14 protein-coding genes, 1 tRNA gene and 1 pseudogene are annotated in these 13,974 nt (G+C 66.9%); 9 read left to right on the forward strand and 7 right to left on the reverse strand.

Annotated elements, in window-relative coordinates:
• Nucleotides 1–87 precede the first annotated feature (87 nt).
• Nucleotides 88–2,106, forward strand: a complete 2,019-nt coding sequence (locus H8M03_RS12035) for a TonB-dependent receptor (RefSeq protein ID WP_187479662.1) — start codon at nucleotides 88–90, stop codon at nucleotides 2,104–2,106.
• Here the strand turns inward: H8M03_RS12035 and H8M03_RS12040 are convergent.
• Complete coding sequence (locus tag H8M03_RS12040) at nucleotides 1,989–3,644, reverse strand: winged helix-turn-helix domain-containing protein (RefSeq protein WP_187479663.1); 1,656 nt, start codon at nucleotides 3,642–3,644, stop codon at nucleotides 1,989–1,991. The two genes, H8M03_RS12035 and H8M03_RS12040, sit on opposite strands and share 118 nt — an antisense overlap.
• Before the next feature lie 121 nt (nucleotides 3,645–3,765).
• Here H8M03_RS12040 and H8M03_RS12045 point away from each other — a divergent pair, with 121 nt between their 5' ends.
• Entirely contained in the window at nucleotides 3,766–4,938 is a 1,173-nt protein-coding gene (locus tag H8M03_RS12045; protein ID WP_187479664.1) for a calcium-binding protein, read from the forward strand.
• 74 nt (nucleotides 4,939–5,012) lie between these two features.
• Here the strand turns inward: H8M03_RS12045 and H8M03_RS12050 are convergent.
• From H8M03_RS12050 to H8M03_RS12060, 3 genes are all read right to left on the reverse strand, one after another.
• Nucleotides 5,013–5,088: transfer RNA gene (locus H8M03_RS12050), tRNA-Trp, on the reverse strand.
• Nucleotides 5,089–5,146: 58 nt separating this feature from the next.
• Nucleotides 5,147–5,626 (reverse strand): ion channel, encoded by a 480-nt coding sequence (locus tag H8M03_RS12055; RefSeq protein ID WP_187479665.1) that lies wholly within the window; start codon nucleotides 5,624–5,626, stop codon nucleotides 5,147–5,149.
• A gap of 88 nt (nucleotides 5,627–5,714) precedes the next feature.
• Nucleotides 5,715–7,481 (reverse strand): fatty acyl-AMP ligase, encoded by a 1,767-nt coding sequence (locus H8M03_RS12060; RefSeq protein WP_246448900.1) that lies wholly within the window; start codon nucleotides 7,479–7,481, stop codon nucleotides 5,715–5,717.
• 88 nt (nucleotides 7,482–7,569) lie between these two features.
• Here H8M03_RS12060 and H8M03_RS12065 point away from each other — a divergent pair, with 88 nt between their 5' ends.
• The 5 genes and pseudogenes from H8M03_RS12065 to H8M03_RS12825 all read left to right on the forward strand — a co-directional run.
• Nucleotides 7,570–8,124: a regulatory protein RecX gene (locus H8M03_RS12065; RefSeq protein ID WP_187479667.1), complete on the forward strand. Its 555-nt coding sequence runs from the start codon at nucleotides 7,570–7,572 to the stop codon at nucleotides 8,122–8,124.
• 41 nt (nucleotides 8,125–8,165) lie between these two features.
• Nucleotides 8,166–8,738 (forward strand): cold-shock protein, encoded by a 573-nt coding sequence (locus H8M03_RS12935; RefSeq protein ID WP_281399876.1) that lies wholly within the window; start codon nucleotides 8,166–8,168, stop codon nucleotides 8,736–8,738.
• Between the two features lie 8 nt (nucleotides 8,739–8,746).
• The gene (locus tag H8M03_RS12075) at nucleotides 8,747–9,229 is read left to right on the forward strand and encodes a DUF192 domain-containing protein (protein ID WP_246448902.1); all 483 of its coding nucleotides are present in this window, start codon (nucleotides 8,747–8,749) and stop codon (nucleotides 9,227–9,229) included.
• 57 nt (nucleotides 9,230–9,286) lie between these two features.
• The gene (locus H8M03_RS12080; protein WP_187479668.1) at nucleotides 9,287–9,667 is read left to right on the forward strand and encodes an NADH:ubiquinone oxidoreductase subunit NDUFA12; all 381 of its coding nucleotides are present in this window, start codon (nucleotides 9,287–9,289) and stop codon (nucleotides 9,665–9,667) included.
• 209 nt (nucleotides 9,668–9,876) lie between these two features.
• Nucleotides 9,877–10,044 (forward strand): annotated as a pseudogene (locus tag H8M03_RS12825) (DUF2155 domain-containing protein); the annotation flags it as partial.
• Between the two features lie 35 nt (nucleotides 10,045–10,079).
• On the opposite strand, the gene aat reads toward H8M03_RS12825, so the two are convergent.
• Nucleotides 10,080–10,772, reverse strand: a complete 693-nt coding sequence (gene aat / locus H8M03_RS12090) for a leucyl/phenylalanyl-tRNA--protein transferase (RefSeq protein WP_425506873.1) — start codon at nucleotides 10,770–10,772, stop codon at nucleotides 10,080–10,082.
• A 37-nt stretch (nucleotides 10,773–10,809) separates the two neighbouring features.
• Nucleotides 10,810–11,169, reverse strand: a complete 360-nt coding sequence (gene arsC / locus H8M03_RS12095; RefSeq protein WP_187479670.1) for an arsenate reductase (glutaredoxin) — start codon at nucleotides 11,167–11,169, stop codon at nucleotides 10,810–10,812.
• 189 nt (nucleotides 11,170–11,358) lie between these two features.
• Between arsC and H8M03_RS12100 the strand changes: the two genes are divergently transcribed.
• Together H8M03_RS12100 and H8M03_RS12105 are read left to right on the forward strand one after the other, a co-directional pair.
• Nucleotides 11,359–11,901 (forward strand): YMGG-like glycine zipper-containing protein, encoded by a 543-nt coding sequence (locus H8M03_RS12100; protein ID WP_187479671.1) that lies wholly within the window; start codon nucleotides 11,359–11,361, stop codon nucleotides 11,899–11,901.
• A gap of 46 nt (nucleotides 11,902–11,947) precedes the next feature.
• Nucleotides 11,948–13,267, forward strand: a complete 1,320-nt coding sequence (locus H8M03_RS12105) for a L,D-transpeptidase scaffold domain-containing protein (RefSeq protein WP_187479672.1) — start codon at nucleotides 11,948–11,950, stop codon at nucleotides 13,265–13,267.
• On the opposite strand, the gene H8M03_RS12110 is transcribed toward H8M03_RS12105, so the two are convergent.
• Nucleotides 13,268–13,954 carry a hypothetical protein gene (locus H8M03_RS12110; protein WP_187479673.1) on the reverse strand — a complete coding sequence of 229 codons (687 nt, stop codon included), beginning with the start codon at nucleotides 13,952–13,954 and terminating at the stop codon, nucleotides 13,268–13,270.
• Nucleotides 13,955–13,974: the final 20 nt, after the last annotated feature.

Consider the following 13,974-nt stretch of genomic DNA (forward strand, 5'->3'; position numbering starts at 1 on the left):
ATTTGCCGACGATGATGGCAGCAAGGGCCGGGAATCAGCCGCTAGGGTCCGGCCATGGTGACGCCTTGCCTTTGGATATGTGCCGTAGTGGCGGGGGTGCAGGCACCCGCGGCCGATGCCGCGCAACCGGCGGGTGACGACGACCGCGGCGACATTGTCGTTACCGGGGAGCGGGCGAGGCGAAGCATCCGCGACACAGCGTCGAGCGTCGAGGTCATTACGGCCGAGGACATTGCCGCACGGCCCATCGACCGGGTCGACGACGCGCTTGCGGCCACCCCCAACGTGCAGCCGGGCGGCGGCAGTCAGGGGCCGTCGATCCGGGGCCTAGACACGACCGGCGTGCTGTCCGCGCTGCCCGCCTTCCTTGGCGGCAACCGGCCGCGTACGACCGTCGTGGTCGATAGCCGGGCGGTGACCTACAACGAGTTCGTATTCGGCGCGCAGCCCTTGTGGGACGTCGAACGGATCGAGGTTTTCCGTAGTCCCCAGACCACTACGCAAGGCCAGAATTCAATCGCGGGCGCGATTTTCGTCAATACCGCAGATCCCGAATTCGTGCCGGACTATGCGGTCCGCGGGATCGCCGGCAATTTTCATACCCGCCAAGTGTCGGCCATGGCGACCGGTCCGTTGGTCGACGAGGCGCTGGCGTTCCGGGTTGCGGGCGATGTGCGCTACAGCCGCACGACCGCCCGGATCACCGACCGGGCCGAAGGCGCTGACCCGAACCACGACGTTTACGGAACGGTGCGGGCGAAGCTGCTGGCGACCCCGGCCGGGCTGCCAAACACGCGCCTGCAACTGACCTACACCCATCTGGAAAGCCAGGCGCCGCAAGTGGTGCAGGTCACCGCGCCGTTTCGCGATCGCTTCGATGCCGGCGGCCTTTACGGCACCTTCCGAATCCGCACGGATTCGCTGACTGCATCGGCCCGGCACGTCGCGGGCGACGTGACAGCCAGCCTAGTGTTGACAGCTGGCCGCAGCCTGGCGCGGCGCTACGCTCTCCCGGGGCTTGGCCAGGCGCGCAATGCGGGGCGTGACTGGTCCGGGGAAGTCGTGGTCAATTGGGCGCCGGACGGACCGGTCGGGTTCATCGGCGGCGTTTCGCGCAAGCACGTCGCGCTGGACCAAAACATCGATTTGTCGCTGATTTCCGCGCTGGGCACCTTCAATGACGCCCAGGACGGTTCCGGCCTGTTCGGCGAGGCACGATTCAAGCCCTTGCCGACGGTTACCCTGACCGCGGGGCTACGCTACCAGCGCGATCGGCAAGACCGGTCGGGCGTGCTGGCGGCGGGGGCCAAAAGCCTGCCGCTGGATTACGACCGGACCTTCCAGGCCTGGCTTCCGAAGCTGTCGGTCGCGGTCGACGCATCCGACCAGGTGACGGTCGGCGCGATGGTCCAGCGGGCCTACAATCCCGGTGGCACGACCTTGCGCTTCGATATTGGCGAGCCGGACGAGTTCGAGGCGGAAACGCTGTGGGATTACGAACTGTTCGCGCGGCTGGTGAGCGCGGGCGGGCGGCTGCATGCGTCGGCCAACCTGTATTATTACGCGATCCGCGACGCGCAGCGGGCCAGGTCGATCTTCATCCCGACCCCGATCGGGCCGAGCGTCGGCTTCGCGGACCTGTTCAATGTGCCCCGGGCGCACGCTTATGGAGCGGAAGCCGCGGTCGATTGGCGCGTGATGCCGGCGCTGAATGCCCGGCTGGCCCTGGGCCTGCAGCGGACCCGGCTGGACGATGCCGGGCCCGCCTACCTCGAATATCGCGGCAATGCGTTCGCGCGCGCCCCCCATGTCAGCGGGTCGGCCGCCGTGGAATGGCGGCCGGTTCCCGAGGCCATGTTGTCGGCGCAAGCGCGGTACCACGGGCCGTATTATGGGGACGATCTGAACAGTCAGGCGGTGAGGGTGGACGCAGCGGCAATCGTCGATGCCCGGGCCGAATATCGCTTCCGGCGGGTTACCGCGTTCGTTTACGCCCGCAACCTGTTCGACAAGTTCGCGCTGCTCGATCGGGTCGCCAATTTACGCGCCGTCCCCGAAGACCCGCGCGAATTCGGGATTGGGCTGGAAGCCAGGTTTTCACCGTAACGCAGATAGTCCGGGCGGACATTCCGGCTTCGCCAATAGTCGGCAAGCCCGAATTCGTTGCAAAGCCCGGCGAAACGCGGGTCCGCGCGCATCAGCGCCACGGGCGGGGTGAAGAGCCATTGCGTCATGCGGCGGTTGTAGGTGTCGACTTGGCGCCGGTTAGCCGGGTTCGCGCTGATGAAGCGGCCGCGCCAGAAGAGGAAGCCTTCGGTGACTTCGAACGCTGCCTCTTTCTCGCCGAGCGCGCACAGGTACATGATCGCGTCGTTTGTTGCAGGCGGGTTTTTTTCGGCAATCGCCACGAAAGTGCGCCGGGCCTGTTCGGTCGCGTCGGGCCGGCGCTGTTCGACCGCATCGAGAAAGGCGGCGCGCATGCCATTGTCATCGGCAACGCCGGGACCGTCGAGCAGCGGCCGGGCCGCCGCCGCGCGGCCGGTGAGCGCAAGGATGTTGAAGCGGGCATAATTGCCAAAGGGGTAATCGGGCCAAAGTCCGACGACGCGGGAAATGACCGCGTCCGCTTCCCGATCCTTGCCCATGATCCACAACTTGAGCGCGCGCGCCACCAGCGACGGCCGAAGAAACGGCGACTGCTTGAGCAGCCGCTCGTTCCATTGCCAGGATTCGCGGGTGAGGCCCGCCGCCTGGAGCAATGCCATCAGTTCCATCATCGCCGGGATGCAGTTCGGGTCGCTGTCGATAATGCCGCGCAACTGCCGGTCGCGCTCCGCCCACCCGACCATCGCACCCTGCAACAGGTACAGCGCGAGCCGCGCGTACGGTTCGTGCGGATCGAGCGCCAGCGCCCGCTGGACCGAAAGCTCCGCGGTCTTGACCCTTTCCGTCCCCAAGGCAGCGGAAATGACATCCGGCGATATGCTGCTGAAATAGGCAAGCAGGCCCCATGCCCTCGCGCTGTCCGGATTGAGCCGCACCGCCTGGCGGTACAGCCTGACCATTTCCGGGCTGTCATTGGCGCCGACCGAGGCTCTTTCAAAAGCGGTCCCTTCGGCCATCGCCCGGTCGCCGCGAGCCATGATCTCGTCGAATCCCGACGGCGACGACCGTGTGGCCCACCACCATCCCCCACCCGCGAGCGCCGCGGCGCCTGCCACCGCGGCCGCCCCGACCAGCGTTCGGCGCGACGGGTTGCGAAGGAAGGAGGAAGGTTCATCCGACTGGGTCGGAGCGTCGGCGATTTCGTCTGCCAGCGTGCCGGTGAGCCGGTACCCCGTGCGCGGAATGGTTTCGATCTCGAAGCTTCCGGGTGCGACCTGGGCGGCGATCCGGCGGACCTTGGCGATCGCCCGGTTGAGGCTGTCGTCGCCGACGATTACCCCGCCCCAGACATGGTCGAACAATTCGTTGCGAGTGACCACGCGGCCGCCGGAGCCGAGCAGCAGCAGAAACACCTGCATGATCACCGGTTCGAGCTGAACGTCCCCGCCCGGCCCGGATACCCGCCGCCGGGCGGGACTTACCGACAGCGGTCCGACGTCGAAGTCGGGGCGGGAAGCGAAATCCTTCGAACTGGCCATTCGTCACTCGCCTGGGCCGACCATCGCAAGATGATCGGCAAATGATCAGGACATCATCATCGCGTTTCGCGCTGCCGGCGGCAAGCATCGGCGAACTTGATCATCAACCGGGAGACCCGCCGTGCCGACCTACCGCACATTCACTGTTGGAAACGACCATTACGGGGTCAATTCCGGCGCCTTCGAACTCGACTTCCTTGGAGGAGCCGACCTGCTGATCGTTCGTGGCGGAACCGTTCGGGCGTACCTGGGCGATGGCGACGACCTTGCCCGGGTAACCGGCGGGTCGGTTCAGCTATTCGGTCAGAGTGGCAACGATCGCTTCGAAATCGGGGCATCGAACGGCTATTATAACGGCGGCGGCGGCAACGACACGTTTGTGCTAACCGGCGGGAACGGCAACGTTGCGGTCGGCCGCGACGGCGACGATGCGTTCAACCTCGTCGGCGATGGCATGACCGTCACCCTCCATGGCGATGACGGCAACGACCGCTTCTACGGCCATTACCACGACACCGGCGGCGAAATCCGCGGCGGAGCTGGCAACGACGCATTCTTCGATTTCGGAAATGCCGGCGATCTCGGACTGACCCTCTACGGCGGGGCCGGGAACGATCTTTACCGGATCGACACCCGTTTCGCACCGACGATCGTGGAGCTTGCGGGCGAGGGTCGGGACACCGTGCAAATGACCGCCGGCACGACGTGGACGCTGGGAGGCAATTTCGAAAACCTGGTCGTCAATCCGGCGACGACAAGCTTCGATACCACCCGGATGACGGGCAATGACCTTGGTAACCTGATCGTCGGTAGCCAGGGCAGCGACGAAATCCGCGGTCGCGGCGGCAACGACGTCATCCGAGGGGGCGGCGGCCGCGACCAGATCCTGGGCCAGCTCGGCGACGACACCATCCAGGGCGGCGGCGGCGGCGACGACCTTTATGGCGGGGCCGGCAGCGACACGTTCGTCTACACCAATTTAAGCGATAGCCCGCATGGCGGCGCGTACGACACTTACGACTGGATCAGGGACTGGACCGAGGAGGACTTCATCGACCTCACCGGGCTCGATGCCAACGCGACCTTGGCCGGTCACCAGCAATTCGAATATGGCGGATCGTATTTCGGCTACCCGCCCGACAATCCCCAGATCGGTACGTTCGTGTTGGGCGGGTTCGGCGGCGAGCTGTACCTGATGGCCTACACGAACGGCGATGAGGAGCCCGACCTGATCATCTCCATGTCGTCCGAATGGGGCGAATGGGCGCTGAACGTCGAAAACATCATCTTTTGACGTGGCGACGCGGCGCGGAGATTCTCCGCGCCGTCAGCCGTCCCCGGGGCAACGCGGGGCGGGCGCTCAATTAATGGCAGGAGTGGAGGGACTCGAACCCACGGCCCTCGGTTTTGGAGACCGATGCTCTACCAACTGAGCTACACTCCTGCGGCCGCATCGCGGCGGTGGCGAGGTAGACGCGGGGGGCAATGTTCGCAAGTGCCGGTCACTTGCGGTGCGGACTCTCCGACAATTTGCGCATCGTGCTGACCATGAAGGCGGTCGACCAGCCGATGAGGATGAAGCCGATCAGTCCTTCGACCGCGCCCATCAGCCGCCAGTCGTGGGGGAAATAGTCGCTGGTCGCGCCGAGGGTCGAATAGGTAGACGCGGAAAAGAACAGTGCTTCCTCGACCGAATCCAGCCCGACCACCTTGAGGTAGAAAAAGGCGAACACCGCGATTTCGAACAGGTGGAGGACGAACACCGAAAAGCCGAGCCGGGCCATCAGCAGGATCGCCCAGACGTTGAAGTCGCGTTCCTCCAGCTTCTTGTCCTGCAGGTGCAGCAGCTTGCCGATGCCGACCAGGCCGAGGCTGTGGATCATCACCATCACCAGCACCAGCCCGCCGGTCAGCGACAGCTGTAGGCCAAGGTTGACCGTGGTTTCGTCGACGCTGTGCGCGACTGTGTTGACGACGTTCACGGGTGGTCAAAGCCGTGGGGAAGGCAGGGGTTCCGTTGGCCCGGCCGGGCGGGATGCCGCAAGCCCGGCTTGCGCTTGGCCCCGCCGGCTAGGCGGCGATGTCGTAGGGCTGGATTTCGCCGGACAGATAGAGCGTGCGCGCCTTGGTCCGCGACAGCTTGCCCGAGCTGGTGCGGGGCAGGGTGCGCGGCGGGACCAGTTCGACCACCGCGTTGATGCCGGTGATCGCATGGACCCGTTCGCGAATGTCGTCGCGCAGGCGGCCGCGTTCGTGCGGGTCGCTGACCCGGCAATGGACCAGCACCGCGGGGGTTTCTTCGCCCGAGGGGCCGGTGATCGCGAACGCGGCGATGTCGCCGGACTTGAAGCCGGGCAATTGTTCGACCGCCCATTCGATATCCTGCGGCCAGTAATTGCGGCCGTTGATGATGATCATGTCCTTGGCGCGGCCGACGATGAAGATGTAGCCGCGCGACATGTAGCCCATGTCGCCGGTGTCCAGCCAACCGTCGCCCGACAGGCAGGCGTCGGTCGCTTCCTGGTCGCGGAAATAGCCGACCATCACGGCCCCGCCCTTGACGAAGATACGGCCGATGGCGCGGTCGGGCAGCGTGCTGCCGTCGGCATCGCGCACTTCGACGTCGATGTTGTGCACCGGCTTGCCGCAATTGACGATCGCCCGATAGCGGCGCGGCCGGCTGGTGCGTTCGGCATCGCCGCCCAGCAGCTTGGCTTCTTCGACCAGCTCGATGCGAATGCCTTCGCCCGGCGGCATCAGCGACACGGCCAGGGTCGCTTCGGCGAGGCCGTAGCTGGGGCAGAAGGCCGACGCTTCGAAGCCCGCGCCGGCGAAGCTGTCGACGAACGCCTGCATCACGTCGGGGCGGATCATGTCCGCGCCGTTGCCGGCAATGCGCCAGCGCGACAGGTCGAAGCGGTCTTCGGCCCGGGTCTGCGAGCTCATCCGCCGGGCGCAAATGTCATAGCCGAAGGTCGGCGAGTAGCTGAGCGTCGTGCCGGGATTGCGGCTGACGAGGTCGAGCCAGGCGAGCGGGCGGCGGGCGAAATCCTCGGTCTTCAGATAATCGACCGACAATTGGTTGGCGACCGGCGAGAGCAGGCAGCCGACCAGCCCCATGTCATGGTACCAGGGCAGCCAAGAAATCACGCGGTCGGTCGGCCGGAGGTCGAGACCGATGCCGTGCGCGTGCAGATTGTCGAGCAGTCCGGCATGGGTGACGGCGACGCCGTGCGGAAAGCGGGTCGAGCCGCTGGAATATTGCAGGTAGGCGATGGCGTCCGGGCTGGCTTCGGGCAGGTCGCCGTCCGCTTCGGGCAGACCGGGCAGCGTATCCCAGTCGCGCGCGGTGATGCCGAGCTGTTCGGCGGCATCGCTGGCGAAGGTGGCCAGTTCGGGCGCGTAGAGGAACAGCGCCGGATCGCTGCTGCCGAGCATCACCTTGAGCTGGTCGACGTAGGCATCGCGCCCGCCGAAGCTGGTCGGAAGCGGCAGCGGCACCGGCCAGGCGCCGGCATAGATGGCGCCGAAGAAGGCGGCGGCGAATTCGGCGCCGGTTTCGGCGACCAGCGCGACGCGGTCGCCCGGCTTGATGCCAAGACCGATCAGCCGGCGCGCATTGGCCAGCGCGTCGCGGCGCAATTCGGCATAGGGATAGGCCCGCAGCAAGGTTCCGCGCGGGTCGTGGAAGTTGAGGCCGCGGCGGCCTTCCGCCGCATAATCGAGCGCCTCGGCGAGGGTCGCGAAGTCGCCGATCCGCCGCGGTTGCGCGTCGGTGGTCGGCGTTGCACCCGGCGGGGCCAAGTCGGCACGGTCGGTCGAATTGGTATCCGGCACTGATATGTCCTGAACTGTTGCGTTCGCCGGGAAGCGCTTTTGTCCGGCACTGGCGTGATGCTTTGCGAGTGTGGCACAAACATGGCGCATGGCCCGAAATGCCCCCAAACGCCCGCGGCCGCCGCTTGACGAGGACAGCCTGCGGGACCTGGCGCTGTCCTATCTGGGGCGGTTCGCGACGACCCGGGCCAAGCTTGCCTCCTATCTGTCGCGCAAGCTGCGCGAGCGCGGCTGGGGCGGCGAGCGGCCGGCGGATATCGAGGCGATCGTCGGGCGCATGGCCGAGCTTGGCTATGTCGACGACGCGGCCTTCGCCCTGTCCAAGTCGCGCGCACTGACCGCGCGCGGCTATGGCGGGCGGCGGGTCGGACTGGCGTTGCGGTCGGCGGGGGTCGATCCGGGCGACGGTGAAGCGGCGCTGGGCCATGCCGAGGACCAGCGGGTGGAATCGGCGCTGCGCTTTGCCCAGAAGCGGCGGATCGGGCCGTTCGGGGATGGGACAGCGGACCCGCGCATGCGGGAGCGGACGTTGGCCGCGATGATCCGCGCGGGCCACGATTTCGCCATCGCCAAGGCGGTGCTGGCGCTTCCGGGCGGCGGCGACATCGACGAATATGTGGAAACCGTCCGCCAGGCGCTTTAAGTCGCTTTCCCGACACTCGTAACGCATGTTAGATAGACGCCGTGAGCACGATTCAGCCCCAGCCGGAGCTGCAAGCTTCCGCAGACCAGCAGTCCGAAGCGACCGAGCCGACCCCGGTCGTCGGCCGGGTCAAGTGGTTCGACGCCACGCGGGGCTTCGGCTTCATCGTCAGCGACGCGGTGGATGGCGACATCCTCGTGCATTTTAGCGTGCTTCGGGACCACGGGCGGCGCAGCCTGCCCGAGGGCGCGCTGGTCGAATGTATCGCCGAACGGCTGCCGCGCGGGCTGCAGGCGACCCGGATCGTCGCCATCGACACCAGCGAAAGCGTCCAGCAGGCGCGGCGGCCGGTGCCCGCCGCCGAGCGCGCCGACCGCGGCGCGTTGAGCGAGAATGCGGGCGAATATGAGCCGGTTGAGGTCAAGTGGTTCAACCGCGCCAAGGGCTACGGCTTCCTCAACCGTCCGGGTATCGACGGGCAGGACATCTTCGTGCACATGGAAACCGTGCGAAATTCAGCACTTGGCGAATTGCAGCAGGGTGAGATGGTAAAGGCGCGTATTGCCGAAGGCCGCAAGGGCCTGACAGCGGTCGAGTTACGGCCGCTCTCGTGAGATTTCTGATGATTGCCGGAGCCGCCGCGGTCGCGGCGTGCGCCCAGGCGTCGACGCCCGGCACGCCGGCGTCCGCGCCGGGAATGCCGGCCCCGCAGGCGACGGTGATGAAAGTACCGCAGAACGGGCTCCAGGAAGTGCCGCTGACCATTGCCAGCGGGGGCAAGGTCCACCGCTTCACGGTCGAGGTTGCGCGGACCGACGAGCAGCAGACCCACGGGATGATGTTCCGCACCGCCATAGCGCCCGACCGCGGCATGGTTTTCCCTTACGACCAGCCGCAAATGCTCGCGTTCTGGATGAAGAACACGCTGATCCCGCTGGACATGATCTTCATCCGCCAGGACGGTACCATTGCGCGTATCGCCACCGCGGTGCCGCTCGACCTGACCGGCGTTCCCGCCGGGGAGCCGGTGGTCGCGGTGCTCGAACTGGCCGGCGGCCGCGCCGCGGAGCTGGGCATCAAGCCCGGCGACACGGTCCGCTGGTAGGCCGCTAGCGGCTGGACCACCTTGCGCTCGTCCGCGCGACGGGGCAGAGGCGCAGCCATGGGATTCTGGTCACGAACCTTTACCTGGTGGGACGGCGACACCTGGGGCACCAAGCTGTTCACCTGGATGAACGGCGACAAGGTCGGCAGCGACGATCGCGGCAACACCTATTACAAGTCCAAGAAGGGCCGGCGCTGGGTCGTCTATGCCGGCGACAACGACGGCAGCCGGGTGCCGCCCGGATGGGCGCTGTGGCTGCGCGGGACGATCGACGGACTGCCGGAAGATTCGCTTCCGCCGGTACGCGCGTGGCAGCAGGAACCCGAAGCCAATGCGACCGGCACGATGGCCGCGTTCCGGCCCGACGGCGCGCTTGGCGGCGGCAAGGTGCGGCCCGCTTCGACCGGCGATTACCAGCCCTGGACCCCGGAAGAATAGGCATGCGCGCGACCGCTGCCCTCGGCCTTGGGCTGGCGCTCGCGCTGGCGGGATGCGACCGCGCCAAGGCGCCGGAGGCGGAGCAGGTTACGCGCACCGCGACCAACCCCGCCGCTCGCGCCGCCGCCGCGGGCGTGACCCCGATGAACGAGCGGGTCGCGGTGATCGGCCTGTTGAACAAGCGCAACGGCATCGTCCGCAACCTGCGGATGCAGCCGGGCCAGTCGGTCCGGTTCAAGGACGGCGTCATACGGCTGCGCGCCTGCGAGACGACCGCGCCGTGGGAAGCGGAAAAGCTGACCGGGGCGTTCCTCCAGCTGGATATCCGGGACACGGACGACCAGCTGCGCCGGGTCTTTTCCGGCTGGGTGTACAAGGAAACGCCGTCGCTGAACGTGGTCCAGCACCCGGTTTACGACGTGTGGCCCAAAAGCTGTGCGATGACTTTTCCGGGCGGCGCCCCGGCCCCGTCGGACGCGGCCGATTCGAGCAACCGATCGAGCGCCCAGAATTCGCCCGGCCCGTCGCGCCGGGCAGCGCCGCCGGCCGCCGCGCCGTCGCCCAGCGCCGAACCCAGCAACGCCACGTAATCGTCGCGTGACACCGCGACCGCGCCCAGCGAGGCGAGGTGGCGGGTCATGAACTGGCAGTCGAGCAAGGTGTAGCCGCCGGCCTTCAGACGGGCGACCAGCCATGCCAGCGCGACCTTGGAGGCATCGGTCGCGCGGCTGAACATGCTTTCGCCGAAGAAGGCGCGGCCAAGCTTCACGCCATAGACCCCGCCGACCAGCTCCGCCCGCTCGTCCGGCCGGCTCCACACCTCGATCGAATGGGCATGGCCAAGCGTGTGCAGCAGCAGCATGGCGCGTTCGATATCGGCGTTGATCCAGGTTTCCTCGCGCCGGGCGCAGCCGCGGATGACCTCGGCGAAGGCGGTGTCGAGCGTGACCGCGAACTTGCCCGAGCGGATGGTACGCAGCAGCGAGCGGGAGGCGTGGAAGCCGTCGACCGGAATGATCGCGCGGCTGCGCGGTTCGACCCAGAAGACTTCGTCGGCGGTGCGGCTGTCGGCCATGGGGAAGATCCCCATCGCATAAGCCTGCATCAGCAATCGCGGGTCGAGGGTGGTCACCCGCCCGGCTTTAGAGAATCTCGCGCACCTTGTCCTGCGGACGGCACAGCCTGACGCCTTTTTCGGTTTCGACCAGCGGCCGGTTGATGAGGATCGGATGCTCCATCATCGCGTCCAAAATGGCGTCTTCGCTGACGTCCGGACCGGTCAGCCCGAGCTCCTCGGCCAGCGGCTCCTTGGCACGCAGGCCCTCGTTCGCGGTGATCCCGGCGCGCTTGTACAAATCCTGCAACTCACTGCGGGAAGGCGGATTCTTCAGATATTCGCGAACGGTGACCTCGCGGCCACAGTCGTTGAGAATCTCGAGCGTCTTGCGAGAGGTCCCGCATTGCGGGTTGTGGAATATCGTTGCGCTGCGGGGATTATTCATCTTTGACTCAACGCGATTGCCTGAGGGTGCTGTTCCTTCATGCAACCGTAGCGGCCGGTCAAGCATTGTCGCGTTGCCGGAACGATAGCCTTGTACCGTCGTTTTCCGGCACGTGACACGTGCACCTTACCCCGGGGGAACCTGGACTTGGAGCATGGTCCAGATTTAACGAGACGGGAGAAAATGACGATGCGTAAATCCATGATGGGCCTGATGCTGGCCGCAACGGCGTCGCTTGCAGCGTGCGCCAGCAATCCGCGCGTTGCGCAGGATGCCGCGATCGGCGGTATCGGTGGCGCCGCGGTCGGTGCGGTTATTCCGGGTGTCAGCGTTGCCGAAGGCGCGCTTGCCGGTGCGGCGATCGGCGGACTGGCCGGCGCTCTGTGGACCGACCGTAACAACGACGGTTATGTCGACGGCTACACCTACAACGGCCAATATTATGCCGGCACGCCTGCCGGTTATGATCCGACGCTGCGCGGCGTTGCGACCGGTGCCCTTGGCGGCGCCGCTCTCGGCGCGGCTGCCGGTGCGGTCGTTCCGGGCCTCAGCGTGATCCAGGGCGCCGTCATCGGCGCGGCTGTCGGCGGTCTCGCCGGCGCTGTCTGGTCGGATCGCAACAACGACGGCCAGGTCGACGGCTACATCTACAATGGCCAGTATTATCAGGGCCAGCCGCCGGCTTCGACCAACATGACCCCGCCTCCGGTTCGTGCCGGTGAACGCGGTTAAGTCGCAACCTGTGACTTTGCGTAAAGGACGCACCGGCTTCGTGCCGGTGCGTCATCTTTATCGGCTGGCCGGCGCCGTCGCACTTGCTGCGGCGCCGGTTTGCCTTGCCACCCCCGCTGCCGCCGCCGTCGAGGCTGGCGCCCGCAACGATGGGGTGAACACCTTTTATGCCGCGCGGTCGAACAAGCCGCTGTGGTTCACCGATGCCGGCCAGCCGAGCGAAGCGGCCAATGCGCTGCTGCGCCTGCTGTCGACCGCGTCGCTCGACGGGCTGGATGCGTCGAAATACGACCTTCCGGGCCTGCAGGACGGGATCCAGCGCGCCTGGGGCGGCGACAAGAAGGCCGTGCACAAGGCGGACGAGAAGCTCAGCCGCGCGTTCACGACGTATGCCCGCGACCTGCGCAGCAATCCGGGCGAGGGCCTGCAATATCTCGACCCGTCGCTGCGCACCGGGCCGCAGTCCGACCTGACCTTCCTGACCAACGCGTCGCGCGCCCAGTCGCTGAAGGCGTTCGTCAGCGACATGGTGTGGATGAACCCGGTCTATCCCAAGCTTCGCCAGGCGCTGGCCAGCGGCAGCTATGGCGACAAGAACGCGGTGCTTCGGGTCAACCTGCAGCGCGCCCGCGTGCTGCCGGCCGGCGATCCGCGCTACATCGTCGTCAACGCCGCCGAACAGCGGCTGTACATGTACGAAAACGGCCATGTGCGCGACACGATGCGCGTGGTGGTCGGCCAGTCGAAGGACGACCGCAAGACGCCGGTGATCGCCGGTGCGCTGCGCTATGCCTCGCTCAATCCGTATTGGAACGTGCCGCCCGACCTGGTGTGGGACGATGTCGGCATCTACGTCGAAAAATACGGCGTGAGCTGGATGCGCGAACGCGGGTTCGAAGTGCTGTCCGACTGGACCGACAATGCGGTGCCGATCGATCCGGAAACGGTCGACTGGGCCGCGGTCAAGGCTGGGACCACGCAGATCCGCGTGCGCCAGAACCCGGGTCCGCGCAACGTCCTGGGCAAGGTCAAATACACCTTTTCCAACCCGTTCGGCGTCTACCTGCACGACACGTCGGCCAAGCAATTGCTGAGCCACGATACGCGCACGTACAGCGGCGGGTGCATCCGGCTGGAAGACGCCGGCCGGCTGGGCGCGTGGCTGTTCGGCCGCGAGCTTCAGGCGACGTCCGACGCGCCGGACATCAAGGTGCAGATGGACAAACCGATCCCGGTCTACGTGACCTACATGACGGCCGTGCCCGACGGCACGTCGGTGACGTTCCACAACGACGTCTACGATTGGGATTCGCGCCGGCTTGCCGAGCTTGGCGAAACCGGCACGGGTCAGTCCTCGGGCCGCTGATCAGGGGCGCCAGCGCGCCGCATATTTAGTCATGTAACCGATCGGCCGGCCGGTGACGTCGCGAGCCGGTTCGAAGAACAGCCGCGAGCGGACGAGCGGGCACAGGCCCGCGTCGATGGCGGGATCGCCGCTGGAATATTCGACCCGGCAAGATTCGACGCGGCCGCTCGGCCCGACAGCGATCGCCAGCCCGGCCTGGCCCGCCGGCATGCGTCCGCCGGTCAATTGCCGATAATCGCCGCGCGTGAGGTTGCGGACCAGCCGCGCAGGCGTATTGCCCGCCCCGGTACCGCCACCGCCCGGACCGTTGCCGCCCGCGCCGGCGCCCGGTCCGGTGCCCGACGTGCCGCTGCCGGTGGAGGACGCGAAACCGGTGCCCGCGACGGGCGCGGCGACGACCGGCTGCGGCGTTGGCAGCTTGGCTTTGGGCGCGACGATTTCGGTCGGCTTGCGCCCCGTTTCACCTTCCGGCTTGGGCGCCTTGGCTTCCGTGACCACCGGCGGGGGCGGGGGTTCGGGCGGCGGCGGGTCCAGCCGGATGTCGATGGCCTGCATGCGCTCGATGGTCTTGCGGACCATGTCGACGTTGAGGCCGCTGACGATCAGCGCGCCGAGCACGGCGTGAACGGCAAGGACGGCCGCGACCGCCTTCCACTTGTCCCGACTGTCCGCCGATCGATACGCCATGGCCCTGTCGTAAATGGAAC

It is taken from the genome of Sphingomonas sabuli (assembly GCF_014352855.1).
Taxonomy (GTDB): domain Bacteria; phylum Pseudomonadota; class Alphaproteobacteria; order Sphingomonadales; family Sphingomonadaceae; genus Sphingomicrobium; species Sphingomicrobium sabuli.